Source organism: Mesorhizobium sp. LCM 4577 (assembly GCF_001854795.2).
Taxonomy (GTDB): Bacteria; Pseudomonadota; Alphaproteobacteria; order Rhizobiales; family Rhizobiaceae; genus Mesorhizobium; species Mesorhizobium plurifarium.
This window is the reverse complement of sequence record NZ_MDDU01000003.1, coordinates 38,536-64,883: the sequence shown is the minus strand read 5'-3', so window position 1 is coordinate 64,883 and position 26,348 is coordinate 38,536. Positions and strand designations below refer to the sequence as shown.

Sequence of the window (26,348 nt, the reverse complement as noted above, 5' to 3'; positions counted from 1 at the left end):
GACGCCTTGATGTCGATCAAAGCAGAATATTCCAGCTGCGCACGAACGAAAACGGCGGAGATTGCTCTCCGCCGTTCGCAATGCCTGAAATGGCGTCCGGATCAGCTGTTCGCGTCGGCGGTAACAGGCTCGCCAGGGGCTTCGCTGGCAACAGGCGTCGGCTCGCTGGCGACAGGCTCGACCGCCGGCCTCGCCTCTTCTGCGAGCTTGGCGCTGGCCTCATCGCCATTGTTCACCGCATTAGGCGCTTCGCCTGAATTTTCGGAGATCGACCGTTCCGGGCTTGCGCCCTGCGGCTGATCGCCTTGCTCGCCACTGCTGCCCTGATCGGCATAATTGCCGCGCTGACGGCGCGGACGCCGTGGCCGGCGACCGCCGCCATTATCAATGGCGGCTTCGTTGAGCTCGGCCTGGGCGGCGAGCGCGGCCGGCGAGAAACTGTCGAACTGCGGCGCCTGCTCGGCCTGAGGACCGGCCTCGCCGGCAGCCTCGGGCTGCGCCTGCGCGGCCTCATTGCGGCGGTTCTGATCGGACTGCTGGCCGCCATGCTCGCGCTGGCCGCTGTCACCGCGCGGACCGTTCTGGCCATGCTGGCCGTAGCCGCCATTGCGGCGGTCGCGATGCCGGTCGCGGCCATTGTTGTCGCGCTGCCCCCCGTCACGCTGACCGCTGTCGCGGCGATTGTTGTTGTCGCGGCCATTTTCCTGGTTATAGGCGAGTTCCGCCGGCGTGCCTTCGATCACCGGCTGCGGCCCGGAGCCGTTCGCCGGCGCCTCGGCGCCGTTGCCGCTGTTATTTCCCGCATTGTCGAACTCGTCGCGGTCCTCATCGAGATCGTCCTCGAAGTCGTCGCGGTTCTGCGGGACGTTCTGGATCGGCATCTGCGCCTGTGCGGCGGCAATGATGCGATTGTAATGTTCGGCGTGCTGGAGATAGTTCTCCGCCATCACCCTGTCGCCGGAGCTTTGCGCGTCACGGGCGAGTGCGGCGTATTTTTCGGCGATCTGTTGAGCCGATCCGCGGATCTTCACGTCCGGGCCGTTGCTCTCATAAGTGCGGGTCAGGGGATTCGGCCCCTTGCGGTTGTTGTTGTTGCCACCGCCGCCATTGTTGTTGCGACCGCGCATGCGCCTGTTCTGCTGTTGTGGCCTCATTAGACTCTCTTCATAGTGAATTTTCGAAAAACTCTTCACGAACGGAGGCGCTCATGCAGCCAGCCGTTTCGTTTCTCCACCGGCGTTCGCCCGCATCAATTGCGTTGGCGCCACGTGCCATCCTGTTCCGGTTACATCACTTGCCGGATGATTCCCGCACGAAGCTTGGGCGTCGTTTGCGCAAGAAGGCAGCTATTTCCAAGGAAAACCGAATCGCTGGGAGCACTGCCTGCTTCGTCTCATCCGGTTGAGCCGGACCCTAACTGCATTCCCCTGTATTGCCAAGCGGTTTTTTCGCACTGCATCAGGGCTTTCGCCGCTCGAACACCAGAACTCTGTCATTCTTGCCGAGGTCGCGATGTGTCCCGATTAACACATAACCGGCTGCGGCGAATATTCCGCTGACCTCGTTCTTCTGCGTGTGGCCGATCTCGACCGCTACCTTGCCTTGCGTTTCCAGAAATCCTGCCGCCTCGGCGGCGATGACCCTATAGGAGTCCAACCCATCCGCACCGCCGTCCAGGGCCCGGTGCGGGTCGAAATCGCGGACCTCATCCTGCAGATTTCCGATCTCTCGACTGGGTATATAGGGAGGGTTCGAGGCAATTACATGGTAGCGGCCCGAAACTTTTTCGAACCAGTTGGAATGCAGGGCTTTGAAGCGCTCGCCGAGCCCTAGATCCCGGGCATTTGCGGTTGCGGTCGCCAATGCGTCGGCCGAAATGTCGACGCCCGTCGCTGTCGCTGCCGGGACCGCGCCGAGCAGGGCCAGCGCGATGGCGCCGGTGCCCGTGCCAAGATCGAGAATACGGCATTCGCCCAGCCTTTCGGCCGTTGCCCGGGCGAAGGGCAGGACGGCGTCGACCAGCGTCTCGGTGTCCGGCCGGGGTTCCAGCGTGTGCGGCGACAGCGACAGGCGCAAACCGTAGAATTCGCGGTAGCCGAGGATGCGGTGCACCGGCTCGCCTGCGACGCGACGCCTCAGGGCCGCTTCAACGGCCGAAAGCGCCTTCGAATCCACCTCGTGCCCCGGTTCGGCGATCGCCTGGGTGCGGGTCGTGCCGGAGAAATGTTCCACGATCAGCCGGGAATCGAGCGCCGGATCGTCGATACCGGCGGCGGCCAGACGCTCGCGCGCCGCCCTGAGCAGCGGCCCGAGCGCGGCGGGCAGATGATCAGCCATCGAGGCTCATATCGGCTAACAGCTTCGACTGATGGTCGGCGATCAGCGCGTCGATCACCTCGTCGAGCTCACCCATCATCACCCGGTCGAGCTTGTAGAGCGTGAGGTTGATGCGGTGGTCGGTGACGCGCCCCTGCGGAAAATTATAGGTGCGGATGCGCTCTGAACGGTCGCCCGAGCCGACCTGTGATTTGCGCGACGACGAGCGTTCTTCGTCGGCCCGGCTGCGCTCCAGGTCATAGAGCCGCGCGCGCAGGATCTGCATGGCGCGCGCCCGGTTCTGGTGCTGCGACTTTTCCGCCTGCACCACCATGATGCCGGTCGGCAGATGGGTGATGCGCACCGCCGAGTCGGTGGTGTTGACGTGTTGGCCGCCCGAGCCCGAGGCGCGCATCGTGTCGATGCGGATATCCTCCGCCCGGATGTCGATATCGACCTCCTCGGCTTCGGGCAGCACGGCTACCGTCGCCGCCGAGGTGTGGATGCGCCCACCGGCTTCGGTCTCCGGCACGCGCTGGACGCGGTGCACGCCGGATTCGAACTTCAGATGCGCGAACACGCCCTTGCCCGACACCGAGGCGATGATTTCCTTGTAGCCGCCGACCTCGCCTTCGCTGGCCGACACCACCTCGAAACGCCAGCCGCGCGAAGCGGCGTAGCGCTCATACATGCGGAACAGATCGCCGGCGAACAGCGCCGCCTCGTCGCCGCCGGTGCCGGCGCGGATTTCGAGGATGGCGTTCCTCTCGTCGGCCGCGTCCTTGGGCAGAAGCAGGATCTGGATGTCCTTCTGCAGTGCCTCGATGCGGCTCTCGACCTCCGGCAGGTCCGCCTCGGCCAACGCCCGCATGTCGGCGTCGGTCGCCTTGTCGGCCAGCATCGCCTCGAGGTCCGCCTGTTCCTGCTCGGCGGCGCGCAACGCCCGGATCTTGCCCACCATCTCCTGGATGTCGGCATATTCCGAGGCCATCTTGACATATTGATCGGCGGCGGGGCCGGCCGCCATCTGCGCTTCGAGCATGTCGAAACGCTTGACGACTTGATCCATACGGTCGCGGGGCAGGTTGATCATGATGGGATGCTATAGCGGTATGGAGCGATCGTCGGCAAAGGCCTGCAGCAGCGCCCGCATCGGCGTCCCTTGGGCCGGCGCCATCAGATTGTCCTTGAAGAAGTCTTTCAGCTCCTGCAGCGGCAGCTCGGTCAGCATCGCCTTGACCGGGCCGATCGAGGCCGGCGACATCGAGATCGAGCGGAAGCCCAGGCCGATCAGCGCCATGGCCGAGATCGGCCTCCCGGCAAGCTCGCCGCAGAGCGTCACCGGCGTGTTGTTGCGCACGCCGRCATCGGCGATTGTCTTCAGCACCCGCAGGAACGGCGCCGAAAGCGTGTCGAAGCGGTCGGCGAGCTGGGTGTTGCCGCGATCGACGGCCATGACGAACTGGAAGAGGTCGTTGGAGCCGACCGAGACGAAGTCCACCGCCTTCATCAATTCGTCGAGCTGGAACAAGAGCGAGGGCACTTCCAGCATCGCGCCGAGCTTGAGGCTGGTGGGCAGATGATGCGCAAAGCGCGACAGATGCCGGACCTCGCGGTCGATGATCTCGCGCGCCTGCGCGATTTCCGACAGCTCGGTGACCATCGGCAGCATCAGCTTCAACTCACGGCCGCCGCAGGCCTTCAGCAGCGCCCGGATCTGCGTCCTGAGCAGGCCGGGGCGGTCGAGCGTCAGCCGGATCGCCCGCCAGCCGAGCGCCGGGTTCTCTTCCTGGATCGCGCCCTTGAAGTAAGGCAGCACCTTGTCGCCGCCGATGTCGATGGTGCGGAAGGTGACGGGCTTGCCGCGCGCGGCGTCGAGCACGTCGCGGTAAAGCCGCTCCTGCGCCTCGGCGCGCGGGAAGGTCGAGGCGACCATGAATTGCAATTCGGTGCGGAAGAGCCCGATGCCGGCGGCGCCCGATTCGGTCAGCTGCGGCAGGTCGACGGCAAGACCCGCATTCATCAGGAGATCGACCGGAACGCCGTCCTTGGTCAGCGACGGCTTCTTGCGCAGCTCGCGATAGACTTCCTGCCGCCGCGCCCGGAATCGGACTTTTTCGGCATAGGCGGCCTCCAGGTCGGATTGCGGCCTCAGATGGATGGTGCCTTCCTCGCCGTCGACGATGATGGCGTCGCCGTTTTCCGCCATGGAAACGGCGCCCTTCATCTGTCCGGCGACGGGAATGCCCATGGCGCGCGCGACGATGACGACATGACTGGTGGCCGCGCCGTCCTCCAGCACCAGGCCGCGCAGCTTGTCGCGCGGATAGTCGAGCAGTTCGGCCGCGCCCATCGAGCGGGCGACGATGATGGCATCCTTGGGCAGCGAGGCCGCGACATCCTCCGGGCCGCGCCCCATCAGCTGGCGCAGGAGCCGGTTGGCGAGGTCGTCGAAATCGCTCATCCGCTCGCGCAGATAAGGGTCGGTCATGTGCAGCATGCGGGCACGCATGTCGCTCTGCACCTTCTCGACCGCCGCCTCCGCCGTCAGGCCGTTGCGGATCGCCTCTTCCAGCCTGCGTACCCAGCCGCTGTCATTGGCGAACATGCGGTAGGCCTCGAGCACCTCGCGGTGCTCGCCCTCGAAGGCGACCTCGCGCCGCTCCAGCATGTCGTCGATGGAGAGCCGAAGCGAGCCGAGCGAGGACTGCAGCCGGCGCACCTCCTCCTCGCTGTCCTCGTTGAAGAGGTTGGTGACGACGATGCGCGGCTCGTGCAGCACGACATGGCCGAGCCCGACGCCTTCGTTGAAGGAAAGGCCGGTGAAGCTTGCCGGGCGGCGCAGGTCGAGCTCCAGCCCAGGCCGGGTGAGGCGCGCGAGATCGCCGGTGGCGATCATCTCGGCGATCACCATCGCCGTGGTTTCCAGGGCCTCGACCTCGTCGTCGCGGTAGTGGCGCATGGTCTTGTTCTGCACCACCAGCACGCCCAGCGTGCGCCCTGCCCTCAGCACCGGCACGCCGAGGAAGGAATTGTAGATCTCCTCGCCCGTCTCCGGCAGGTAGGCGAAGGCCGGATGCTCCTGTGCGTTGGAAAGGTTGAGCGGCCGCGCGCTGGCGGCGATCGTCCCGACCAGGCCCTGCCCGAGCCTGAGCTGCGCCAGGTGGACGGCGTTCGGGTTCAGACCCTCGGTGGCGTAGAGTTCGAGCACGGAGTCGGCGCGCAGCACATAGAGCGAGCAGACTTCAGCGACCATGTTGGAGGCGATGTCGCGCACGATGCGGTCGAGCCGCTCCTGCGGCTCCAGCGGCTCCTGCATGAGCTCGCGAAGCCGTTTGAGCAGAACGCGCGGGCCACTGGCCGTATCACGCATCGCGGCTTGTTCTCCAATGGGCATTCGCCCGCCGCAGTTTCTCCCGCGGCCGGCGTTCACGCAACAACTGACTCAGTTCTTGCTATTGCTTATCCAGACCGTAGACGGAATGCAAAGTGCGAACCGCCAGTTCCGTATAGGGACCGTCGATCAGTATCGAGATTTTGATCTCGGACGTGGTGATGGCGCGGATGTTGATCGCCTTGTCGGCCAGCGCCTTGAAGGCGGTGGCGGCGACGCCGGCATGGCTCCTCATGCCGATGCCGATGACCGAGACCTTCGACATGCCGGATTCCGACTGCACGACATCGTAGCCGACTTCCGGCTTCAGCTTCTCCAGCACCGCAAGCGCCTTGTCGACGTCGCCGGACGGCACGGTGAAGGTCATATCGGTCAACTTGCCGTCCTCGGAGATGTTCTGGACGATCATGTCGACATTGATGTTGGCCTCGGCCAGCGGGCCGAAGATGCCGGCGGCAACGCCTGGGCGGTCGCCGACGCGGCGCAGCGAAATCTGCGCTTCATCCTTGGCGTAGGCAATTCCGGTGACGACCTGCTGTTCCACGATCTCTTCCTCGTCGCAAATGAGCGTTCCGGGCGGATTGAGCAAATCCCCCATTCCGGGCGCGTCGGGATCGTCGAAGGACGACCGCACGAAGGTACGCACCCTGTGTACCATGGCAAGCTCGACCGAGCGCACCTGCAGCACCTTGGCGCCGAGCGAGGCCATTTCGAGCATTTCCTCGAAGGAAATCTTGGCCAGACGCCGGGCTTTCGGCTCTATGCGCGGGTCGGTGGTGTAGACGCCGTCGACATCGGTGTAGATGTCGCAGCGGTCGGCCTTGACCGCCGCGGCAATCGCCACGGCGCTGGTGTCGGAGCCGCCGCGGCCGAGCGTCGCGATGCGGTTGTCCGGTCCGATGCCCTGGAAGCCGGCGATCACCGCCACCTGGCCCTCGCCGAACCGCTTGATCAGGAAGGCGCCGTCGATGTCGAGGATGCGCGCCGCGCCATGCGCGTTGTCGGTCTTGATCGGGATCTGCCAGCCCTGCCAGGATCGTGCATGGACGCCCATATTCTGCAGCGTGATCGCCAGAAGACCGGCCGTGACCTGCTCGCCCGAAGCGACAACGGCGTCATATTCGCGCGCATCGTGCATGGGCGAGGCTTCCCGCGTCCAGGCGACCAGCTCGTTGGTCTTGCCGGCCATGGCCGACACCACCACGGCAACCTCGTGACCGGCATCGACCTCGCGTTTGACATGGCGCGCCACATTGCGGATGCGGGCGATGTCGGCGACCGAGGTTCCGCCGAATTTCATCACGATACGCGCCATGGAAGCGAAATGCCTTTGACTGAGGCCGGCTCAAGGCCGGAACGGGAAGAAACGCCAGGGTAAGCCCGGCGCCGGAATGCGCGGCCTCCTTAGCCAAAACAGCAAAGCTTCGCAAGCGAGCGCGACTATCGCCGGCCCCGGCACCGCTCATCCTGACGGATTCCTGCCGCCGATCATGCCATAAGGACGGCGAAACGCCCGCTGGAGATTCTCATGACCGAGGCCCTGGAAATCGTCACCTTCCGCCTCAAGCCCGGCGCCGAAGCCGGCTTTGTCGCCAGTAACGGGACCGTAACCGACTGGCTCGTCCGGCAGCCGGGCTTCCTCAGCCGACATCTCGGCCGGCGCGAGGATGGCGTGTGGGTCGACGTCGTGCGCTGGCAAAGCATGGAGCAGGCCCGGGCGGCGGCCGGCCGCATCATGGCCGAGATCGGCGACAGCGACGCGCTGCAGGCAATAGAGCCGGCCAGCGTCGCCATGAGCCATGCCGAAGTCGCGTTGTCACGCTAGACCCGCATCTTCGGCTGGGCAACCGGCTCAGGCAGCGCTTTGCCACAAGCCCGGATAATCGAGAACGAAACCGGCCGACGAGACCGTCAGGATGGCCCCATAGCCAAAGGCCGGCGCGGCATAGGCGTAGCGGTTTTCGTCCAGTCGCCGATAGGTCTGGTCAAGGCGCGTGAGCCTGAGTTCGGGAAAAGCCAGGTAGGCGGCCGGAGCCGGCGTCGCCACGCCGACGCCAAGATTGAAGCGGCGAACCGCCACGAGGTTCGTGGCCGGCGTGAAGCCAAGGTCGACATCGACGAGACCCGCGACCTCGGCCTGGCTCATGCCGTTCAGCATCCATTGGCCGTCGGCGAGCCGCTCGACCTCGTAATGCAGCTCCTGCGTGCCGACGAAGCCGTCGATCCGCGCGGAGCGCGTACTCCAGCCGGCATCGCAATCCACCGCATAGGCAAGGCTGCAGGGCTGGCCGTCATGGGCGAAGAGTGCGTGGCCCTCGAGGCGCCAACCCTGGTCGGTCGCGCCAAGCAGGCAGGCATCATGGCCCTCAAGGTCGAGACGGCGCCAGAGGATCGACGAGTGGGGTTGCATAACCGGGCCTCCTTCCTGAACATCATGCCTTCCATTCGTCCGATATGGCGATCGCGTTTCCGCGGCGGCCAGATCAAGCCGCCATGTGCTGACATCGGGCACCCACCGGCGCGAGATGCTTGTCGGCAACGCGTGTGGCAGCAGTTGAAAAAACCTGCCTTGACTTTCGCGGCTGAGGACCCGACTTCCTAACGTTCGCCGAGTTCTTGGCGTTCGAGGAGGCCCGCCCATGCCAGAACCCCGCCGATCGACCATCGATGCCGGAGAAGTCGAGCGCTTCTCCGCCCTTGCCGCCGAATGGTGGAACCCGAACGGCAAGTTCCGTCCGCTGCACAAGTTCAACCCGGTGCGGCTTGCCTATATCCGCGACCAGGTGGCGGCGCGTTTCGGCCGCGACCCGCGCGCGGCCAGGCCTTTCGAGGGCCTGCGCTTCCTCGACATCGGTTGCGGCGGCGGATTGCTGTGCGAACCCATGGCCAGGCTTGGCGCCGATGTCGTCGGCGCCGACGCTTCCTCGACCAACATCGAAGTGGCCAAGCTGCACGCGGCGGAGGCCGGCGTCAGCGTCGACTATCGCGCCACGACGGCCGAGGCGCTGGCCGATGCCGGCGAGACCTTCGACGTCATCCTCAACATGGAAGTGGTCGAGCATGTCGCCGATGTCGACCTGTTCGTCGCCAAATGCGGCCAGATGGTCCGCCCCGGCGGTATCATGTTCGTCGCCACCATCAACCGCACGCTGAAAGCGCTCGGCCTTGCCATCATCGGCGCCGAGTATGTTCTGCGCTGGYTGCCGCGCGGCACGCATCAGTTCGGCAAGCTGGTGCGGCCAGAGGAACTTGGAAAGGCGCTGGGCGCCGCAGGCCTCACGGTGATCGACCGCACCGGCGTCATCTATCATCCGCTGGCCGACCGCTGGCAGAAGTCCAGGGACATGGACGTCAACTATATGGTGCTGGCCGAGAAGGCTTCCGTCTGAGCGGCAGCAGCCGGAGACGCTCGTCTTACGCTTCGAGTGGCCGATAACCGCCCCGCCAGTAAATCAACGCCTGCCCGGCATCCTGAGTCCTGACCGCTTCGACCGAGCCGATGACGATCGAGTGCGCGCCGCGGTCGATCATCTCGTCGAGGCTGCAGTCGAAGGCAGCCACCGCACCGGCAAGCAGCGACGCGCCGGTCTTCAGCGCCGTCCATTCGGCGCCCTCGTAGCGGTCCTTGCCCTTGATGCCGCCGAAGCCGGAGAACCGCTCGGCCACCCGCTGATGCTGAGGCCCGAGCGAATTGACGCAAAAATGCCGGTAGCGCTCGATGATCGGCCAGGTCGACGAGGAGCGGTTGACACAGGCGATCACCTTCGGCGGCTCCCCTGACAGCAACACCACGGAAATCACGACGAGGCCGGTGCGGTCGTCGCCGACGCCGGCGGTGATGACACTGACATTGCCGACGATGAGCCGCATGGCGGCGCGGAAATCCACGACGCTGACCGGGCCTTCTGCGTTGGGCATTGCCGCCTCCTCTGTTTCCTAAGCATGTCTCCTGAACGTGGGAACCGGTTTCGGGATAAAGACATGCATAAGATCAAAGCTAAAGCGCATGGAGCGAAACTGAAAGATCGCGACGCGCCTTAAGCCGCCGACTGCATCGCGGCCGGCGGGATGCTGATGCCCCCTCTCTAGCTGCGGGACGCCGCCGGCTCGATCCGAACCGGCGCCGGCGCGCCGGCCTGGCTTTGCGCCTTGGTCGTGATGAAGACGCCGGCGGTGATGATGGCGGCGCCGAGCCAGGTCAGAAGCTGGTAATGCTCGCCCAGGAACAGCGTGCCGGCGAACAGGCCGACCGCCGCCGCCACGTAGCCGATCTGGCTGAGATAGACCGGGCCGCCGACGGCCTGCAGGCGGAAGAAGAAGGCGAACATCGCCGAGGCCGACGCCACTTGGCCGACCACCACCAGCGGCACGCCGCCGAGCGGGACGAAGGCCTGCCCGCCCAGAAGCGCCAGAATGCCGGCGACCAGGAGCGTGGCCGAGGCCAGGTGGCTGCCGACGGCAAGCTCGATCGGACCGGTGCCCTCCGGCCAGTCGACGGTGCGGTAGATGTTGCCGGCGGCAAGGCTGACCGGGATGAGCAGTCCGATCGCCACCCAGAAATAATCGGCCGGCTGGCCGGCCTCGCCGCGTGTCAGCGCGACCATCACCGCGCCGACGAAGCCGACGGCGATGCCGATGGTACCGAGCAGATTGGGACGCCTGACGCCGAGCAGGATCGAGAATACCAGCGTGATGACCGGCGACAGCGTGAACATGATGCCGGTGTAGCCGGCGCCGAGATGCGGGATGGCCGAGAACATCAAAAGATTGGGAAAGGCATAGGAAATCGCCGCGGTGACGAAGAAATAGCGCAGCTTGTGCGGGGTCAGCCGGATGCGTTCGCCGCGTAAGAGAAGCGCCAAGAGCAGCACGCCGCCGGCGCCCAGCGAAATGACGAAGGCCCAGACCATCGCCGGCACCCCGGCCGCGGTCGCAAGCTTGYCGAACGGCAGCGTCATGCCAAGCAGGCCACCCGTCACGACCAAAAGACCAATCGCCGAATCCCAGAGAAATTTCATCGGGCTGTCCTGTCGCTGCGTAGCCGCTTGGCGGCCGGTTCATCTTCCGGTAAGATAGCGTAAAGATTCTTTATGTCAAGATACTTTGCGGTGAGAGATATGGATCGAGCGGGCAGGGCCATGGAGCAGTGGCGACGGGAGCGGCCGGATCTCGACGTATCGCCGATGGGCGTCATCGGGCGCCTCAACGAGGTCTCGGCGCTGATCGCGCGCGACCGGCTCGCGCCGCTCTTCGCTCGCTTCGGGCTGCAGGCCGGCGAATTCGACGTTCTGGCGACGCTACGCCGGTCGGGCACGCCCTATGCGCTGACGCCGACCGAGCTCTATGAGGCGACGATGGTGACGTCGGGCGCCATGACCGCCCGCCTCGACCGTCTGGAAAAGGCAGGACTGATCCAGCGCGCGCCACACCCCAGCGACCGGCGCGGCGTTGTTGTGCAGCTCACCGCAAAAGGCCGCGAGCTCACCGACGATGCGCTCACCGTCCACGTCGCCAACGAGCACCAGATCCTTTCAGGTCTGACGAGCGAAGACCGGGAAATGCTGGCGAAACTGCTGGAAAAACTGATCGGAAGCCTTTGACCTAGGCTCGCAACGGAGGCCTAGTTCTTGGGATCAGAAACCGATCCCGGTCCCAGTTCCTTGGCCCTCCGCCGCCGCCAGCGTGCTATCGCGATAACGATGTCCGCTATCCAACCCGGCGTGCCGAGATGGATCAGTGCATCTCTCATTCCGGCGACGTCCCTAGCGTCGAACGCCGCATTGGAATAGTCCAGGGATCCGTTTTGTCTGGTTTCAACCCAGCGACGAATAGCAGCGCCATTCGCCAATTTGGCTGCGAAGGCCAATTCGCGCGCCATGCAAGTATTCTCTACCCTGTCACGCAATTTCTCTTCGTAACCGATACCCCGCCGAAAAAGACGGGCATGGGTGGCTTCATGCACGATAGCCCCAGCCACTTCTTCGATCGATATGTCTTCGCGCATCAGGAACCGTTCGTCGAGTTCGCAAATCGATGTCAACGGCATAAACCTGCCAGCGGCGGCCACGACGGTCGTGATCCAAATGCTGCTGAGATCCCGCACCACCTGCCGGTGCCGTATAGGATCGACATCGCATATCAGTTGCAGTGCGGCGGAAACCTTATCTGCATCCTTGCCGCCCTTTTTTGCGTCATAAACAATCAGCATTCCGCCGACCGTTCTCTTGTCGCTGAACTTAAAGGCCAGCCAGTCAAGAATGGCGACAAGCGATACCGTTGGAGTATTTCGCTTTCCGGCCCCCATCGGCCGGCGCGAAGTCGCCGTGGAACTCAGTTCCGATCCTCCGGAAAGCTCGGGATCGGCATGAACTCGACGCCGTCCTCGGCAAGGCTCTGCGCCTCTTCCGGTGTCGCTTCGCCATAGATGCCGCGCGGGTCGGTCTCGCCGAAATGGATCTTGCGCGCCTCCTCGGCGAACTTGTCGCCGACATAATCCGCATTCTCGCGCACCTTCTCGGCCAGCGCCTTAAGCTGCGCCAGCGCCTGCTTCTGCGCCTCGCCCATGGCCAACGCCACCTTCTCCTGCTTGCGCGAGGTCGAGACGGCCGGCGCCATCAGCGCCTTCTCGACCTTGTGCGAGCCGCAGGTCGGGCAATCGACGAAGCCGCGCTTCTTCTGGGTATCGAAATCGTCATTGCTGCGGAACCACGCCTCGAATTCGTGCTCGTGTTCGCAGATCAGGGAAAAACGGATCAAGAGGCGGCACCCCTGAGACGCGGCGCTTCGCTTGCCCCGGCATTGACGGTGAAGTCCCGCGCATTCTTCAGATTGGGGATCTTGCGGCGCGCGGCAAGCGACTGGGCAGGATCGATCTCGGCGACGATCACGCCTGGCTCGTTATGCGCGGCCTCGGCGATGATGCGTCCCCACGGATCGACGATCAGCGAATGGCCATAGGTTTCGCGCCCATCCTCATGCAGGCCGCCCTGCGCGGCGGCGATGACATAGGCGCCGTTCTCGATGGCGCGGGCGCGCAGCAGCACATGCCAATGCGCCTCGCCGGTCTGGCGCGTGAAGGCGGCGGGCACCGTCAGCACCTCGGCTCCGGCCATCGCCTCGGCGCGAAACAGCTGCGGGAAGCGCAGGTCGTAGCAGACGGCAAAGCCCAGCCTCGTTCCGTTGACGTCGGTCACGGCCGCTTCCGTTCCCGGCTCGTAGGACGCGGATTCGCGCCAGCTCTCGCCATTGTCGAGATCGACATCGAACATATGGATCTTGTCATAGCCGGCGATCAGGCTGCCGTCAGGCGAAAACAGGAACGCGCGATTGGCAAGCTTGCCGTCGGCGCGACGGATCGCCGTCGAGCCGACATGCAGATAGATGCCGAGCTCCTTCGCCAGCCTGCGTGCCGTGGCGACGACCACGTCCTTGTCCTCGGTGGTAAAAGCGGCCGCACCGGCTTCCTTGTCGCGCACCAGCGCGCCGGTCATTTCCGGCGTCTGGACGTAGGTGGCGCCCTGGCCGGCGGCCTGCCGGACCAGGATCTCCATGTCGGCGGCGTTGCGCTCCGGGCTGGTTCCCGAACGCATCTGCACCGCCGCCGCCTTGAAAACCCCCATGATCAAGCCCTCGCTCCGTTGGCAAGCAACACATCCAGCCGGCCCTGCGACTCCAATTCATGGAGGTCGTCGCAGCCGCCGACATGTGTGTCGCCGATAAATATCTGCGGAAAGGTGGTGCGCCCATGCGCCCGCGAAATCATTTCCTGGCGCAGTTCCGGCGAGAATGAAGCGTCATGCTCGGTATAGGTCACACCTTTGCGCTCGAGCAACCGCTTTGCGGCCGCGCAATAACCGCACATCATCCGCGTATAGATCGTCACATCTACCATCGATCAGCAATCCTGCCTGCGCACGTCGCCCTACAGCTGTGCGAGAACGACATGCGTCAAAACAACAAGTTAAGCACTATATAGTTGCAGACTCATCCGGCCGAAAGTCCCCCGGCAGCACACGGGCGAAAGTGAGGACGTCGACCGCACCGGCGCCGCCCCTCTTCAACGCCTTGGCGACCGCCCGCGCCGTGGCGCCGGTGGTGTAGACATCGTCGACGACCAGCACCCGGCGCCCCGCTATCTCGATTTCGGCGTCCGGCGGCACGCGGAAGGCGGCGCGCACATTCTCCTCGCGCTCGTGCCGTTCGAGCCCGACCTGCTGGCGCGTCAGCTTCACGCGCCTGACCGCGGACGGCGAGAAGGGCAGCCCGCCGAGCTTTGCAACGGCTCGTCCGAGCTCCGCCGACTGGTTGAACTGGCGCCGGAAGAAGCGCCGCCAATGCAACGGCACCGGCACGATCAGGTCGGCCTCCGCGATCAGCTCCGCGCCGGCGCGCATCATCCAGTTCGCCATCCAGGGCGCAAGGTCGGTTCGATCCTGATATTTCAGCCCCTGCACCATCTGCCGCGCGACGCCCGAATAGATGACGGCCGCCCGCGCCCGCTCGAAGGGCGGCGGATCGGCGATCGCCTCGGCGGACAAAAAACCCTCGCCCATGTCGTGGGTGAAGGGCGTTCCCATCACCGGACACCAGGGTTTTTCCAGCAGTCTCAGCTTCGGCCAGCAGGCGCCGCACAAGACGCCAGGCTGCGACACATGGCGACGGCAGCCTGCGCAGACCGGTGGGAACAACAGGCGCGCCGGCCAGGCAAGTGCCTGCCGCGTCATATCCTGGATCGCTATGGTCTTGATCTTGTGCACCGGATCGGCCACGTGAAAGGAACCTCGCGCCACCTTAACACCACTCCGGCATGCGCGGACAACAGGAAGCTTTTCATTGCAGCCCTTGATCGACACCGAGCTCTGGCTCGCGCGCAAGCGCAGGGCTCTTGCCCGCCCCGTCGAAGGCGCCGATTTCCTGATGCGGCGCGCCGCGGAGGACCTTGCCGATCGGCTGGGTGCCGTCGAACGCCGTTTCGGCAAGGCAGCGGCCATGTTCTGTCAGACATCGGCGGCGGCACAGGTGCTTGCCGACAGCGGCAAGGCCGGCGAAATCCTGCGCGTGGAGATGGACGAAGCGTTTCTGGCCGGCAATCCCGGCCTGGTAGCGCCGCCGGAGACCGTGCCGTTCGAAGAGGGCAGCCTCGATCTCGTCGTCTCCCTGCTCTCGTTGCATGCGATGAACGACATTCCCGGCGTGCTCGCGCAAATCCGCCGGGCGCTGCGACCGGACGGGCTGTTCCTCGGCGCTCTCGCCGGCGCGGGCACATTGGCGGAATTGCGCGAGAGCATGCTTGCGGCCGAGACGGAGCTATACGGCGGCGCCAGCCCGCGCATCCTTCCCTTCACCGACGTGCGCGACGCGGGCGCGCTGTTGCAGCGCGCCGGCCTGGCATTGCCGGTCGCCGATGTCGAAACGGTCGCGGTGCGCTACGATACGCTGTTCGATCTGGCTAGCGATCTGCGCGCCATGGGCGAAACCAGCCCTCTTTTCGATCGCAGCCGCCGGCCGGCCGGCAGACGCCTGTTTGCTCGCGCCGCCGAAATCTATGCCGAGCGGTTCTCGGATCCGGACGGCCGTATCAGAGCAAGCTTTTCGATCGTCTGGATGTCGGGCTGGGCGCCCGACGCCTCGCAGCAGAAGCCGCTCAAGCCCGGATCGGCCAGGGTCTCGCTGAAGACAATCCTGGAGAACCCGCCGAAAGGTTGACCGCTGCGCCTACGAAGGCCTGATCGGCTTCGTCAGGGGGAGAAGGCCTGGACCAGCCTGCTGTTATTATCGCTGAACAACCACTGTAGCGCATCCATGGCCCTGCCGACGCCACCGATGATCACCAGCGACAGCACGGTAACGATCAGACCATATTCGATGGCTGTGGCGCCCGTTTCGTCTTCAATGAATTGCTGCAGCAGGTTTTTCATCGCCATCGATCCCTCATGCAGAAATTCTAATGTCCTACCTGTTAAGAAAGGTTAACGGTAAAAGCTTAACAGCAAGTGAAACATCGCTGTGCCGCAAAATGTTAACCACGTCAGCACTCGCCGCTGCGGCTACCGTCATTGCGGATCACGCAGATTGAACTGGGCAAGGGCTGCAGCACGCTGCGGCGCACGGTATATGTATTGAGGCGATGGCCGATCGATCCGGTCGCTGTCATGTCGAGCCCGCCGGAGAAGCCGTCGCGGGCGCTTTGCGGCCGGGTCTGGTTGTCCAGGAAAGGCGTCGCGATCAGCGCCAGCGCCACGGCGGCCGAGCCGAAGAGAAGCGTGATCCGCAGGATGCCCATGCCGGCGTCCGCCACGCGGAAGCCTCGGTCGGGCCGGATCGAGTCCCAGTCTCTTTCAAGGCTCATGCCGTGTTTCCCAATCATCGACGATCCCGCCGCGCGAAACGGCCTCGGGCAATTTTTCACGCCGAGATAAATCTTCCATTAACGCTGGCTAAAGCAGCTCCAGGAAAAGTGCGAAACAGCCGCTGCCTTCCGGAAACGGTGGACTGCCGCCGAGGCGGGCCGCAAAATCACAAAAGATCGATGAGGAACTGGATCAGCGGTGCGTCCGCCGGCGGCATCGGGTAGTCGCGCATCTGTTTTGGCCGGACCCATTTCAGCCCCTGGCCTTCCCTGGGCTGCGCGATGCCGCTGAAACGGCGGCAGACATAGAGCGGCATCAGCAGATGGAAATCGTCATAGGAATGGCTGGCGAAGGTGAGCGGCGCCAGGCACGGAATCTCCGTTTCGATGCCGAGTTCCTCATGCAATTCGCGGACCAGGCACTCCTCCGGCGTCTCGCCGGGCTCGACCTTGCCGCCTGGAAACTCCCACAGCCCGGCGAGCTGTTTACCCTCGGGACGCTGCGCCAGGAGGACGCGCCGGTCGGCGTCGACCAGCGCGCAGGCAGCGACCAGGAGCAGGCGCTTTCCGGTTGTCTTGACCTCGCTCATGCGCCCGGCGGCCGTCGATAATGGTAGCGATAGACTTCCTCGAAGCCGAGCGACCGGTAGAGCGAGAGCGCCGGTAGATTGCCGGCCTCGACCTGCAGCCAGGCTTCGCGCGCGCCGCGCAACCGCGCCCATTTCAGCGCCGAGAGGATGAGATTGCGGCCATGGCCCTGTTTGCGCGCGGACTTTTCAGTGGCGACCTCGAACAAGCCGGCGAGATCGCCGTCATGGACGCAGATCAGCGTCGCCAGCGGCTCGTTGCCGTCCTCGAGCGCGAACAGCCCCGCTTCCGGCTGAATGGCGCCGATGACCTCCGACAGGCCGGGCCRCAGCGAGGCGTCCGAGCCGCTCGTCCTGAGCGACGCGCCGATGAAGCGGCTGATGTCCTTGAGCGGTATCTGGTCCATGGCCGCGCCAAGCTCGAGGTCCTTCAGCGGCAGCCGCATGACCAGGGATTCGTCGAACCTGTTCCAGCCGCCCTTGTCGAGATGCCTGGACAGCACCTGTCCCGACAGCGGCGACATACGGAAGGTCAGCGGCCGGCCATAAGCATCGAAGCGTCTTGCGGCGCGGCCGATGCGCTCCTCGATGGCATGCGTGTCGCCGGGATCGAGCGGATTGACCGAATTCAGGCGCTTGGCGGGGAGACCGGCGGTCAGCCGCACCACCCAGGTCCCGTCATAATGGACGGCGGCCGCCGGCCAGGCGCGAAAACCCGCCGCCTCGTAGCGGCGCACGACCGCCAGCACGCTTGCCGGATGCCCGGACACCGGCGCCATCAGCTCCGATAATCGCCGTTGATGGCGACATATTCCTTGGTGAGGTCGCAGGTCCACACCGTCGCCTTGCCGCGGCCGATGCCGATATCGGCGCGGATGCGGATGTCATCGCGCTTCATATAGGCCGAGGTCGCTTCCTCCGAATAGCCCGGATCGCGCTCGCCCTCATGCGCGAGCCGATTGTCGCCGAACCAGATCGACAACCGGTCGCGGTCGGCCGGCTCGCCGGCCTTGCCGACGGCCATGACGACGCGGCCCCAATTGGCGTCCTCGCCCGCGACCGCCGTCTTGACCAGCGGCGAATTGGCGATCGAAAGCGCGATCCGCTTGGCCGAACGCGCCGATTTGGCGCCCGTGACGGTGACTTCGACCTGTTTGCGTGCGCCCTCGCCGTCGCGCACCACTTGCAGCGCCAGCGACTTCAGCACCTTGCCGAGCGCCCGGCGGAACGCGCCGAGCCGCGCGTCCTTGGGATCGGCGATCGCCGGCGCGCCGCGCGCGGCGGCCTTGCCGGTCGCGAAGATGAGCAGCGTGTCGCTGGTCGAGGTATCGCTGTCGACGGTCACCGCATTGAAGGTCTTGGCAGTGCCGCGCGCCACCAGGTCCTGCAGCACGGGGGCGGCGATCGGTGCGTCGGTGGCGATGAAGGAAAGCATCGTCGCCATGTCGGGCGCGATCATGCCGGCGCCCTTGGCGATGCCGTTGATGGTCACGTCAACGTCGCCGAGCTTGACAATCTGAGTTGCCACCTTCGGATAGGTGTCCGTGGTCATGATCGCCTTCGCCGCCTCGGTCCACAGATCCGGCTTCCCGTCCTTGACCAGGCCGGCGAGCAGGTGGCTGAATTTGGTGGTGTCGAGCGGCTCGCCGATGACGCCGGTCGAGGCCAGGAACACTTCGCTCTCGGAGCAGCCGGCGGCCTTGGCCGCCGCCTCGCCGGTCAGCGCGGTCGAAGCCTTGCCCTTCTTGCCGGTGAAGGCGTTGGCATTGCCGGAATTGACCACCAGCACGCGCGCCTTGCCGGCAGGCAGGTTCTGGCGGCAGAAGTCGACCGGCGCCGACGGGCATTTCGACCTGGTGAACACGCCGGCGACGGCCGTGCCCGGATCGAAGACCATGGCGAGCAGGTCGGTTCTGTTCTTGTATTTGATGCCGGCTTCGGCGGTCGCGATGCGCACACCCTCGATGACCGGCATCTTCGGATATTTCTTCGGTGCGAGCGGCGAAATCGTAGCGGACATCGGGACCCCGGAGCGGCAAGAACACGAAAGGAAGGCCGGTTTGCCCGATAGCGCGCGCCGGCGCAAGGGGCGTTCTGGCCGCGCCCTCCCGGCCTGGCCGGCGGCTTCGCGATTGGAAACGCGTCGTTTCGTTTCATCGCCGAAGCCAATATGATCGGCGGCAGATTCACCGGCTAAGGAAGACCTCGATGGGCGAAGCCGCCGCTCGCGGGCGCAAGTCGATCGGCGCGAAACGCAATCCCGAGAGCGCCGATGCCATCGTCAAGGCCGCCGAAGCGGTGTTGCGCGAGGCGGGCTATGCCGGCTTCTCGATCGAGGCCGTCGCCCGGCGGGCGCGGGCTGGAAAGCCGACCATCTATCGCTGGTGGCCGAGCAAGGCGGCGCTGCTGATCGAGATCTACCAGCGGCAGAAGCGCGTCGAGACGCCCGACACCGGAAACATCGAGGACGACCTGGCCGGCTTCCTCGAAAATCTGTTCGCGCATTGGCGCGACACCCCGTCGGGCAACATCTTCCGCTCGCTGATCGCGGAGGCGCAGTCGGACGAGACAGCCGCGGCGGCACTTGCCGAATATTCAAAGGGACGCCGAAGCCATACCGGCCGGATGATCGAGCGCGCCAAGGCGCGGGGCGAGGTGGCGGCCGATGTCGATGCCGGGATCGTCGCCGACCTGATCGCTTCCTTCGCCTGGCGGCATCTGCTGACCGGGCGGCTCGACGAGGACGCGGCGGCGATCCGCGCCGCCGTGCGCTACCTGGTGCGAGGGATCGGCCAGGCCTCATAATGCAAAGGGCGCCCGAAGGCGCCCTTTGCCGAACAGTCAGCTGGTGGCTGTCACTTGCCGCCTTCCAGCGTGTCGATGTCCTTCTTGAGCTTCTCGTCCGGGATCTCGACCTTGGCTGCCGCGCGCAGTTCCTTGACCATGGCGAAATACTTGTCGCGGATCACCGCCTGCTTGGCCTGGTCCTTGACGTCGTCGAAGGCCGGCGGCTGCTTGGCGCGCTTGTCCTCGAGCTTAATGACGTGCCAACCGAACTGCGTCTGCACCGGCTCCTTGGTGTATTTGCCGACATCGAGCGCGAAGGCCGCCTTGTCGAATTCCGGCACCATCTGGCCCGGTCCGAACCAGCCGAGATCGCCGCCATTGGTTTTGCCCGAGGGGTCATTGGTGTGCTCGTTGGCGAGCTTCTGGAAGTCGGCGCCGCCGTCGAGCTGCTTGATGATCGCCTCGGCCTCTTCCTTCGTCTTCACGAGGATGTGACGCGCATGCACTTCGTTGACCGGCGGCGTGTTGGCGATCTCCTGGTCGTAGCGGGCGCGCACTTCGGCGTCAGTCACCTTGTCGACCACTTCCTTCTCGACGACCTCGCCATGCAGGGCGCGCGCCTGCAGGAAAGCCATGCGGCGCTGGAAGTCGGCGTCCTTGTCGAGGCCCGCATCGACCGCCTTCTTGGCCATGACGCGGATCTCGATCGCCGCCGAAAGGGCAGCCGCGCGGCGCTGATCGGGCGGCAGTTGGGCGAACTGCTGCGACAGTTCGCCTTCGGCGAGCTGCAGATCGGCCTCGGTCAGCTTCTCGCCATTGATGGTTGCTACCACCGCATTGGGGTCGACCGGCTTCGCGGGAGCGGCGGCAGGCGCGGCAGCGTCCGCGGGCTTGGTCTCCTGCGCCATCAGCGGCGACAGGCAAAGAGCCGAGAGCCCGAAGGCCAGACCGAGGCTGGCGAGCGAGGCGCGGCGGAACGACAGGGACATCGAGATAAACTCCAATGGGGATTGCCAGTAAGGATCGCGGGAGCGAAAGGGTTCCAGATCAGTCGGATTGTGGCGGAATTTGGCGCTGCCCATGGGGCTAACGCGGCGTTGACATCGATTGAGCCCCCTCTTATCTGTCCATCGACTTGGCGTCCAGAACCGTTTTCCGGGCGCTTTTTGCGTTTGTCCGCATTCACGCGGATTTGATGGGCCCGCCCGGCGCCTGTCGCAAACGGCTAAAATTGCTATCGAAAGGACCATTGGATGGTCAGTCTCGGCGGTCTCGCCCGTAAGGTTTTCGGTTCTTCCAACGACCGCCGCGTCAAGTCGACCCGGCCCAGGGTCGAAGCCATCAACGCCATGGAAAACGAGATGCGGGCGCTTTCCGACGCCGAGCTTGCGGGGCGCACGCAAAAGTTCCGCCAGGATCTCGCCAACGGCGCTTCGCTCGACGATCTCTTGGTCCCGGCCTTCGCCACGGTGCGCGAGGCGGCCCGCCGCGTGCTCGGCATGCGGCCTTTCGACGTCCAGTTGATCGGCGGCATGGTGCTGCACAATGGCGGCATCGCCGAGATGCGCACCGGCGAAGGCAAGACGCTGGTCGCCACCTTGCCGGTCTATCTCAACGCGCTCGCCGGCAAGGGCGTGCATGTCGTCACCGTCAACGACTACCTCGCCAAGCGCGACGCCGAATGGATGGGCCGCGTCTACAAATTCCTCGGCCTGACCGTCGGCATCATCGTCCACGGCCTTTCCGACGACGAGCGTCGCGAGGCCTACGCCTGCGACGTCACCTATGCCACCAACAACGAGCTCGGCTTCGACTATCTGCGCGACAACATGAAGTATGAGCGCTCGCAGATGGTGCAGCGCGGACACTCCTACGCCATCGTCGACGAGGTCGACTCCATCCTTGTCGACGAAGCGCGCACGCCGCTGATCATTTCCGGCCCCCTCGAGGACCGCTCGGAGATGTACAACACCATCGACACCTTCATGCTGAAGCTCGGCCCGGCCGACTACGAGGTCGACGAGAAGCAGAAAACCACGATCTTTACCGAGGACGGCACCGAGAAGCTGGAAAACATGCTGCGCGACGCCGGCCTGTTGAAGGGCGAGTCGCTCTACGACGTCGAGAACGTCGCTATCGTCCATCACGTCAACAACGCGCTGAAGGCGCATCTGCTGTTCCAGAAGGACCGGGACTACATCGTGCGCAACGGCGAGATCGTCATCATCGACGAGTTCACTGGCCGCATGATGCCCGGACGCCGCTATTCGGAAGGCCTGCACCAGGCGCTCGAGGCCAAGGAGCATGTGCAGATCCAGCCGGAGAACCAGACGCTGGCCTCCGTCACCTTCCAGAACTATTTCCGTCTCTACAAGAAGCTCGCCGGCATGACCGGCACGGCACTGACCGAGGCCGAGGAATTCGCCAACATCTACAATCTCGAAGTCACCGAGATCCCGACCAACCTGCCGGTCGCCCGCAAGGACGAGGACGACGAGGTCTACCGGACGGTCGACGAGAAATACAAGGCTATCGTCAAGGAAATCAAAGACGCCCGCGATCGTGGCCAGCCGATCCTGGTCGGCACCACCTCGATCGAGAAATCCGAGCTGCTGGCCGAGCGCTTGCGCAAGGAGGGCATCAAGGACTTCGAGGTGCTGAACGCCCGTCACCATGAACGGGAAGCGTCCATCGTCGCCCAGGCCGGCAAGCCCGGCGCCATCACCATCGCCACCAACATGGCCGGCCGCGGCACCGACATCAAGCTCGGCGGCAACGCCGAGATGCGGATCGCCGAGGAGCTTGGCGACATGCCGCCCGGACCCGAGCGCGAGGCGCGGGAAAAGGCCATCATCGACGACGTCGAGCGCCTGAAGGAAAAGGCGCTGGCCGCCGGCGGCCTCTACGTTCTGGCCACGGAACGCCACGAATCGCGCCGCATCGACAACCAGTTGCGTGGCCGCTCCGGCCGTCAGGGCGATCCGGGCCGCTCGAAATTCTTCCTGTCGCTGCAGGACGATTTGATGCGCATCTTCGGCTCCGAGCGCATGGACGGCATGCTGCAGAAGCTCGGCCTCAAGGAAGACGAGGCGATCATCCACCCCTGGATCAACAAGGCGCTGGAGAAGGCGCAGAAGAAGGTCGAGGCGCGCAACTTCGACATCCGCAAGAACCTCCTGAAATATGACGACGTCTCGAACGACCAGCGCAAAGTGGTGTTCGAGCAGCGCATCGAGCTGATGGACGGCGAAGGCCTGTCGGAGACGATCGCCGAGATGCGCGAGGGCGTGATCGAGGAGATCGTCGCCAAGAACATTCCCGAGAACGCCTATGCCGAGCAGTGGAACGTCGCCGGCCTCAAGGAAGAGGTGGGGCAATACCTCAACCTCGACCTGCCGATCGAGGAATGGGTCAAGGAAGAGGGCATCGCCGAGGACGATATCCGCGAGCGCATCACGGCCGCGGCCGACGCCGCCGCCAAGGAGCGCGCCGACCGCTTCGGTCCCGACGTGATGAACTATGTCGAACGTTCGGTGGTGCTGCAGACGCTCGACCATCTGTGGCGCGAGCACATTGTCAATCTCGACCACCTGCGCTCGGTTGTCGGCTTCCGCGGCTACGCCCAGCGCGACCCGCTGCAGGAATATAAGGGCGAAGCCTTCGAACTGTTCCAGGGCATGCTCGGCAATCTGCGCCAGGCCGTCACCGCGCAGCTGATGCGCGTCGAGCTGGTGCGCCAGGCGGCCGACGCGCCGCCGCCCGAAACGCCGGAGATGTTCGGCAGCCATATCGACGGTTCCACCGGCGAGGACGATTTCCAGGGTGGCGAGACCGCGCTTCTGATGCGTCAGGACACCAACGCCGTCGTCGCGCCGGAAAACCGCGATCCGAAGAACCCTTCGACCTGGGGCAAGGTCGGCCGCAACGAACTTTGCCCCTGCGGCTCCGGCAAGAAATACAAGCACTGCCACGGCGCCTTCGCCTGACGCCTATTTCCTTCTCCTCGCTTGCGGGGAGAAGGTGGCCCCGTAGGGCCGGATGAGGGGCAGCGCCGACGCTGATAGTTCTCGCAGAACGCCGGACTTATTTCAGGCTTTCCAGACAACTGGCCTTTACACCAGCCCCGACGCGCGCGCCGCGGCTGCCGCCTCGCCGCGCGAGATGACTTCCAGCTTCTCCAGCACCGCCGAGACGTGGTGATCGACCGTCTTGGGCGAAATCGTCAGATGCGCGGCGATCTTCTTGTTGGAAAAGCCCCGCTCTAGAAGTTCCAGCACTTCCATCTGGCGCTGCGTAAGGCCGGCTTGGTTGGCGCGCGTCGCCTGTCGGGGTCCTCTTGCGATGTGGCTGACGCCGCTTTCGCGCATGAGGCCGCGGGCGTGCTGCGCGATCGCTCTCGCGCCGAGCTCCTCGAAAATGGCGAGTGCCTCGCGCTGCGCCGCTTCGTCGCCGAGCAACAGGGCCATGGCCTGTTCGAAAGGCGCGCCCATTTCGGCCCATAGCGCGGCGGCGGCGCGCCAGTCGCCGCTCAGTTGCAGGCGGTGCGGCTCCGCCATGCGATCCATGTCGCCGGATTCGAATCCAGGCGACAACAGCTCCCGCCAGACAGCAAGCTCGCCGAACACGGCCGGCGTCGGYGCGAGGCTTTCCGCCACCGCGATCAGGCGCAAGGCTTCCTGCCTGTCGGCTTGCCCGAGCCACGCCAGTTCGGCCAGCACCCCGGCAAAGGCCACGAGGCGCTGCAGCTCCATGCCCTTGTCCAGGAACCGCCGCATCTCTTCGACGATCGGCTCGGCCGATGGGTCGCCGCGTCGGATGCGCAACCTTGCCAGCGCCACCAGCGACGGATAGCGCACAAGCGGCGTCGTTGCGTCGTCGTCGACCACCTCGTGCGCCATTGCCGCGGCATCGTTCCAAAACCCGCGGCGAAGCAGAAGCTGCGCCTGCACGCCGCGCATGTAATCGCGCCATGTCGCGAGATCGTTCTCGACGCAATAGCCGATGCCGCGCTCCAGGAACGCCGCCGCCTCCTTGAAGTTGAGCCTGTTCATCTCGACGCAGGCGCAGTTCGTGAAGGCGCGCGCCGCGTGCTCCTGGAAGTTGCCCGACAGCGCAATCCCAAGGCTGCGGGCGAGATCGCGCCGGCCCTTGGCAAAGTCCAGCCATTGTCCGGCGGCGCCGACATTGTTGAGGGCGTGGCAAAGGATGTCCGGGCGGTTGAGCCGCTCCGCCAGCTCGACTGCCTTGCCGCCAAGCAAAAGCGTGTCCTCGAGCCGCTCGGCGAGCATCGCCAGTTGCGAGAAGTTCGAATAGGCCATCGCCAGCTCGGCGCTGTCGGGGGCGGTCTCCAGGAGCTCGACCGCCTGCTCGCCGAAACGGTCCGCCGACTCGCGATCGCCGAGCAGATAGGCGAAGCGCGACAGGCACCTGAGGCTGTCGCCTTCCTTGAGCCGGTCGCCCAGCGCCTGGCGCAGCAGGCGCGCCCGGCCCTGCGCTTCCATCGCCGCGTCGACGCGGCCGATCAGGTGGCACTCGAAGGCATGGCCTTCGTAAAGCTCCGCCCGCTTCTCCATCGGCAGGATATCCGCGTAGCGCAGGGCGACCTCGTAATAGCCCGCCGCATCGCGATGCGCGCCGACGCGGGAAGCCTCACGCGCGGCGACCGGCGCGAGCTCGCGCACCACGTCCAGGTTTTGCGCTTCCACGGCATGATGCACCAGCCTTGCGGTGGCGACGTCCGGATTGTCACGCAAGGCTGCCAGGGCACGCTCATTGTACTCGCGCCGTTTGCTGGGCGTCAGCGCCATCTCTATGGCCGTGCGGGCGATCTCGTGCCGGAAGGCATAGCCGTCGCCGAAATCCTCGAGCAGGCCGTGGGCGACGCACTCGGCAAGCTGGCCGGCGGCGGCGATACCGCAAAGGCCGCTGAGCGCCCAGGCATCGGCGCGGCGCGGGAACACAGAGACCGCGTCGAGCATCGAGCGGGCGCCCGGCGACAATTTTTCGGCGCGCGCCAGCACGGCGTCCCGCACGCTTGCCGGCAAGGCGCCGCTTCCCTCGGAGGCAAGCAGCTCGGTGACGAAGAAGGCGTTGCCGGCGCTCGCCCGGTAGATCGCGCCGCCATCGCGCTCGGCGGCTTCGGCCAGCGACAGCACCGCGCTTTCGCTAAGCAGCGGCACGTCGATGCGTACGACATTGCCGGCCGGGATCTCGCCGAGCGCCCGGCGCACCCGCATCTGCCCCTCGCTGCGGTCGGTGCGGGCCGTGATCAGAAGCAGGATGTGGGTGTTCGCGATACGCCGGCCGAGGAAGCGCACGAAATCGAGCGTCGCGTCATCCGCCCAGTGCAGATCCTCGATGACGAGCAGGCATGGGCCTTTCGCCTCGAAGACGTCGAGCGCCTCGGAAAACAGGGGCAGCCGTTGCACCTGGCGGTCGTCGATCGCCCGCGGCAGCTCCCACTGCCCGTTGCGCGCCAGATCGTAAAGCGGCCCCAGCGGATCCGGAATGGACAGGTCCTCGCAGGCGCTGCGAAGCACGCTCAGGCCGTCGTCCAGCCGGCTCGCGAAGGCCTCGACCAACGCCGTCTTGCCGGCGCCGGCCTCGCCCGAGACGACCACGACGCGGCCGCGGCCCGCTATTGCCTCCGCCAACAAGGCACCCATCTGCTGCAGCTGCGGCTGCCGTTCCAGAAGCATCATCGCTCTCTCGCGGAATTCCATCGTGGCGGGTCGCCGCCGCGATAGCGTGGGAGACAGCCCTAAAATGTGACATTCCACACATTAAGGTGCCATCTTCCACATAAAACGTCCCAAAGATAGGGAATCGTCCCGGCCAATATGGGGAATGGCTCCGATGCGCGGCCTTGCCCGAAATGGTGATATCCGCCTCGCTCGAAACGAGCGCAGGCAATTCC

26 protein-coding genes are annotated in these 26,348 nt (G+C 65.2%); 6 read left to right on the top strand and 20 right to left on the bottom strand.

Annotated elements, in window-relative coordinates; genetic code table 11:
* Positions 1 to 101 precede the first annotated feature (101 nt).
* From LCM4577_RS08310 to LCM4577_RS08290, 5 genes are all read right to left on the bottom strand, one after another.
* Entirely contained in the window at positions 102 to 1,154 is a 1,053-nt protein-coding gene (locus LCM4577_RS08310; RefSeq protein ID WP_083354664.1) for a DUF4167 domain-containing protein, read from the bottom strand.
* Between the two features lie 304 nt (positions 1,155 to 1,458).
* Positions 1,459 to 2,337, bottom strand: coding sequence for a peptide chain release factor N(5)-glutamine methyltransferase (prmC, locus tag LCM4577_RS08305; protein WP_071070706.1), 879 nt, complete (start codon positions 2,335 to 2,337; stop codon positions 1,459 to 1,461).
* The gene (gene prfA, locus LCM4577_RS08300) at positions 2,330 to 3,409 is read right to left on the bottom strand and encodes a peptide chain release factor 1 (protein WP_040989211.1); all 1,080 of its coding nucleotides are present in this window, start codon (positions 3,407 to 3,409) and stop codon (positions 2,330 to 2,332) included. Before prfA ends, prmC begins: the two co-directional genes overlap by 8 nt.
* A gap of 9 nt (positions 3,410 to 3,418) precedes the next feature.
* Positions 3,419 to 5,689 (bottom strand): phosphoenolpyruvate--protein phosphotransferase, encoded by a 2,271-nt coding sequence (gene ptsP, locus LCM4577_RS08295; RefSeq protein WP_071070704.1) that lies wholly within the window; start codon positions 5,687 to 5,689, stop codon positions 3,419 to 3,421.
* 82 nt (positions 5,690 to 5,771) lie between these two features.
* Positions 5,772 to 7,025, bottom strand: a complete 1,254-nt coding sequence (locus LCM4577_RS08290; RefSeq protein ID WP_040989213.1) for an aspartate kinase — start codon at positions 7,023 to 7,025, stop codon at positions 5,772 to 5,774.
* 213 nt (positions 7,026 to 7,238) lie between these two features.
* Here LCM4577_RS08290 and LCM4577_RS08285 point away from each other — a divergent pair, with 213 nt between their 5' ends.
* A complete protein-coding gene (locus tag LCM4577_RS08285; protein WP_071070703.1) occupies positions 7,239 to 7,535 on the top strand; it encodes an antibiotic biosynthesis monooxygenase in 297 nt (98 codons plus the stop codon).
* Positions 7,536 to 7,562: 27 nt separating this feature from the next.
* Here LCM4577_RS08285 and LCM4577_RS08280 read toward each other — a convergent pair whose 3' ends face one another.
* Positions 7,563 to 8,120 (bottom strand): putative glycolipid-binding domain-containing protein, encoded by a 558-nt coding sequence (locus LCM4577_RS08280; protein WP_071070701.1) that lies wholly within the window; start codon positions 8,118 to 8,120, stop codon positions 7,563 to 7,565.
* Positions 8,121 to 8,349: 229 nt separating this feature from the next.
* Between LCM4577_RS08280 and ubiG the strand changes: the two genes are divergently transcribed.
* Positions 8,350 to 9,099 carry a bifunctional 2-polyprenyl-6-hydroxyphenol methylase/3-demethylubiquinol 3-O-methyltransferase UbiG gene (ubiG, locus tag LCM4577_RS08275; RefSeq protein WP_040989215.1) on the top strand — a complete coding sequence of 250 codons (750 nt, stop codon included), beginning with the start codon at positions 8,350 to 8,352 and terminating at the stop codon, positions 9,097 to 9,099.
* A 25-nt stretch (positions 9,100 to 9,124) separates the two neighbouring features.
* Here the strand turns inward: ubiG and LCM4577_RS08270 are convergent, their stop codons facing one another.
* Entirely contained in the window at positions 9,125 to 9,628 is a 504-nt protein-coding gene (locus LCM4577_RS08270) for a flavin reductase family protein (protein WP_071070699.1), read from the bottom strand.
* A gap of 167 nt (positions 9,629 to 9,795) precedes the next feature.
* On the bottom strand, positions 9,796 to 10,728 hold the full coding sequence (locus tag LCM4577_RS08265) for a DMT family transporter (RefSeq protein WP_071070697.1): 933 nt from the start codon (positions 10,726 to 10,728) through the stop codon (positions 9,796 to 9,798).
* A 99-nt stretch (positions 10,729 to 10,827) separates the two neighbouring features.
* Here LCM4577_RS08265 and LCM4577_RS08260 point away from each other — a divergent pair, with 99 nt between their 5' ends.
* Positions 10,828 to 11,310 carry a MarR family winged helix-turn-helix transcriptional regulator gene (locus tag LCM4577_RS08260; RefSeq protein ID WP_071070695.1) on the top strand — a complete coding sequence of 161 codons (483 nt, stop codon included), beginning with the start codon at positions 10,828 to 10,830 and terminating at the stop codon, positions 11,308 to 11,310.
* Positions 11,311 to 11,330: 20 nt separating this feature from the next.
* Here the strand turns inward: LCM4577_RS08260 and LCM4577_RS08255 are convergent, their stop codons facing one another.
* The 5 genes from LCM4577_RS08255 to LCM4577_RS08235 form a co-directional block, all read right to left on the bottom strand.
* Entirely contained in the window at positions 11,331 to 12,014 is a 684-nt protein-coding gene (locus LCM4577_RS08255) for a hypothetical protein (protein ID WP_041000430.1), read from the bottom strand.
* 26 nt (positions 12,015 to 12,040) lie between these two features.
* Positions 12,041 to 12,466: a DUF1178 family protein gene (locus LCM4577_RS08250; RefSeq protein ID WP_071070693.1), complete on the bottom strand. Its 426-nt coding sequence runs from the start codon at positions 12,464 to 12,466 to the stop codon at positions 12,041 to 12,043.
* On the bottom strand, positions 12,463 to 13,329 hold the full coding sequence (locus LCM4577_RS08245) for a carbon-nitrogen hydrolase family protein (protein WP_071070691.1): 867 nt from the start codon (positions 13,327 to 13,329) through the stop codon (positions 12,463 to 12,465). Before LCM4577_RS08245 ends, LCM4577_RS08250 begins: the two co-directional genes overlap by 4 nt.
* Before the next feature lie 2 nt (positions 13,330 to 13,331).
* A complete protein-coding gene (grxC, locus tag LCM4577_RS08240) occupies positions 13,332 to 13,601 on the bottom strand; it encodes a glutaredoxin 3 (protein ID WP_041011341.1) in 270 nt (89 codons plus the stop codon).
* 76 nt (positions 13,602 to 13,677) lie between these two features.
* Complete coding sequence (locus LCM4577_RS08235) at positions 13,678 to 14,478, bottom strand: ComF family protein (RefSeq protein ID WP_071070690.1); 801 nt, start codon at positions 14,476 to 14,478, stop codon at positions 13,678 to 13,680.
* 64 nt (positions 14,479 to 14,542) lie between these two features.
* On the opposite strand from LCM4577_RS08235, the gene LCM4577_RS08230 reads away from it, so the two are divergent.
* Positions 14,543 to 15,415, top strand: coding sequence for a methyltransferase domain-containing protein (locus LCM4577_RS08230; protein WP_071070688.1), 873 nt, complete (start codon positions 14,543 to 14,545; stop codon positions 15,413 to 15,415).
* Between the two features lie 32 nt (positions 15,416 to 15,447).
* Here LCM4577_RS08230 and LCM4577_RS08225 read toward each other — a convergent pair whose 3' ends face one another.
* The 5 genes from LCM4577_RS08225 to argJ form a co-directional block, all read right to left on the bottom strand.
* Positions 15,448 to 15,633 (bottom strand): Flp family type IVb pilin, encoded by a 186-nt coding sequence (locus tag LCM4577_RS08225; protein WP_082047341.1) that lies wholly within the window; start codon positions 15,631 to 15,633, stop codon positions 15,448 to 15,450.
* A 104-nt stretch (positions 15,634 to 15,737) separates the two neighbouring features.
* A complete protein-coding gene (locus LCM4577_RS08220) occupies positions 15,738 to 16,058 on the bottom strand; it encodes a hypothetical protein (protein WP_041011338.1) in 321 nt (106 codons plus the stop codon).
* Between the two features lie 167 nt (positions 16,059 to 16,225).
* Positions 16,226 to 16,648: a (deoxy)nucleoside triphosphate pyrophosphohydrolase gene (locus LCM4577_RS08215; protein ID WP_041011337.1), complete on the bottom strand. Its 423-nt coding sequence runs from the start codon at positions 16,646 to 16,648 to the stop codon at positions 16,226 to 16,228.
* On the bottom strand, positions 16,645 to 17,424 hold the full coding sequence (locus tag LCM4577_RS08210; protein ID WP_198541028.1) for an N-acetyltransferase: 780 nt from the start codon (positions 17,422 to 17,424) through the stop codon (positions 16,645 to 16,647). Before LCM4577_RS08210 ends, LCM4577_RS08215 begins: the two co-directional genes overlap by 4 nt.
* Positions 17,424 to 18,665: a bifunctional glutamate N-acetyltransferase/amino-acid acetyltransferase ArgJ gene (gene argJ, locus LCM4577_RS08205; protein WP_071070686.1), complete on the bottom strand. Its 1,242-nt coding sequence runs from the start codon at positions 18,663 to 18,665 to the stop codon at positions 17,424 to 17,426. Before argJ ends, LCM4577_RS08210 begins: the two co-directional genes overlap by 1 nt.
* Before the next feature lie 188 nt (positions 18,666 to 18,853).
* Between argJ and LCM4577_RS08200 the strand changes: the two genes are divergently transcribed.
* Complete coding sequence (locus tag LCM4577_RS08200; RefSeq protein ID WP_041011335.1) at positions 18,854 to 19,450, top strand: TetR/AcrR family transcriptional regulator; 597 nt, start codon at positions 18,854 to 18,856, stop codon at positions 19,448 to 19,450.
* A gap of 50 nt (positions 19,451 to 19,500) precedes the next feature.
* Here LCM4577_RS08200 and LCM4577_RS08195 read toward each other — a convergent pair whose 3' ends face one another.
* Positions 19,501 to 20,421, bottom strand: a complete 921-nt coding sequence (locus tag LCM4577_RS08195) for a peptidylprolyl isomerase (protein WP_071033562.1) — start codon at positions 20,419 to 20,421, stop codon at positions 19,501 to 19,503.
* Between the two features lie 264 nt (positions 20,422 to 20,685).
* Between LCM4577_RS08195 and secA the strand changes: the two genes are divergently transcribed.
* Positions 20,686 to 23,418 carry a preprotein translocase subunit SecA gene (secA, locus tag LCM4577_RS08190; RefSeq protein ID WP_071070684.1) on the top strand — a complete coding sequence of 911 codons (2,733 nt, stop codon included), beginning with the start codon at positions 20,686 to 20,688 and terminating at the stop codon, positions 23,416 to 23,418.
* Positions 23,419 to 23,544: 126 nt separating this feature from the next.
* On the opposite strand, the gene LCM4577_RS08185 is transcribed toward secA, so the two are convergent.
* Positions 23,545 to 26,133 carry an AAA family ATPase gene (locus LCM4577_RS08185; protein WP_371410032.1) on the bottom strand — a complete coding sequence of 863 codons (2,589 nt, stop codon included), beginning with the start codon at positions 26,131 to 26,133 and terminating at the stop codon, positions 23,545 to 23,547.
* Between the last annotated feature and the right edge of the window lie 215 nt (positions 26,134 to 26,348).

Excerpts from the sequence above, each read along its gene's own strand:
- LCM4577_RS08310 (WP_083354664.1), bottom strand. The coding sequence starts at position 1,154 with ATGAGGCCACAACAGCAGAACAGGCGCATGCGCGGTCGCAACAACAAT.
- prmC (WP_071070706.1), bottom strand. The coding sequence starts at position 2,337 with ATGGCTGATCATCTGCCCGCCGCGCTCGGGCCGCTGCTCAGGGCGGCG.
- prfA (WP_040989211.1), bottom strand. The coding sequence starts at position 3,409 with ATGATCAACCTGCCCCGCGACCGTATGGATCAAGTCGTCAAGCGTTTC.
- LCM4577_RS08290 (WP_040989213.1), bottom strand. The coding sequence starts at position 7,025 with ATGGCGCGTATCGTGATGAAATTCGGCGGAACCTCGGTCGCCGACATC.
- LCM4577_RS08285 (WP_071070703.1), top strand. The coding sequence starts at position 7,239 with ATGACCGAGGCCCTGGAAATCGTCACCTTCCGCCTCAAGCCCGGCGCC.
- LCM4577_RS08280 (WP_071070701.1), bottom strand. The coding sequence starts at position 8,120 with ATGCAACCCCACTCGTCGATCCTCTGGCGCCGTCTCGACCTTGAGGGC.
- LCM4577_RS08270 (WP_071070699.1), bottom strand. The coding sequence starts at position 9,628 with ATGCCCAACGCAGAAGGCCCGGTCAGCGTCGTGGATTTCCGCGCCGCC.
- LCM4577_RS08260 (WP_071070695.1), top strand. The coding sequence starts at position 10,828 with ATGGATCGAGCGGGCAGGGCCATGGAGCAGTGGCGACGGGAGCGGCCG.
- LCM4577_RS08255 (WP_041000430.1), bottom strand. The coding sequence starts at position 12,014 with ATGGGGGCCGGAAAGCGAAATACTCCAACGGTATCGCTTGTCGCCATT.
- LCM4577_RS08245 (WP_071070691.1), bottom strand. The coding sequence starts at position 13,329 with ATGGGGGTTTTCAAGGCGGCGGCGGTGCAGATGCGTTCGGGAACCAGC.
- grxC (WP_041011341.1), bottom strand. The coding sequence starts at position 13,601 with ATGGTAGATGTGACGATCTATACGCGGATGATGTGCGGTTATTGCGCG.
- LCM4577_RS08225 (WP_082047341.1), bottom strand. The coding sequence starts at position 15,633 with ATGGCGATGAAAAACCTGCTGCAGCAATTCATTGAAGACGAAACGGGC.
- LCM4577_RS08220 (WP_041011338.1), bottom strand. The coding sequence starts at position 16,058 with ATGAGCCTTGAAAGAGACTGGGACTCGATCCGGCCCGACCGAGGCTTC.
- LCM4577_RS08215 (WP_041011337.1), bottom strand. The coding sequence starts at position 16,648 with ATGAGCGAGGTCAAGACAACCGGAAAGCGCCTGCTCCTGGTCGCTGCC.
- argJ (WP_071070686.1), bottom strand. The coding sequence starts at position 18,665 with ATGTCCGCTACGATTTCGCCGCTCGCACCGAAGAAATATCCGAAGATG.
- LCM4577_RS08200 (WP_041011335.1), top strand. The coding sequence starts at position 18,854 with ATGGGCGAAGCCGCCGCTCGCGGGCGCAAGTCGATCGGCGCGAAACGC.
- LCM4577_RS08195 (WP_071033562.1), bottom strand. The coding sequence starts at position 20,421 with ATGTCCCTGTCGTTCCGCCGCGCCTCGCTCGCCAGCCTCGGTCTGGCC.
- secA (WP_071070684.1), top strand. The coding sequence starts at position 20,686 with ATGGTCAGTCTCGGCGGTCTCGCCCGTAAGGTTTTCGGTTCTTCCAAC.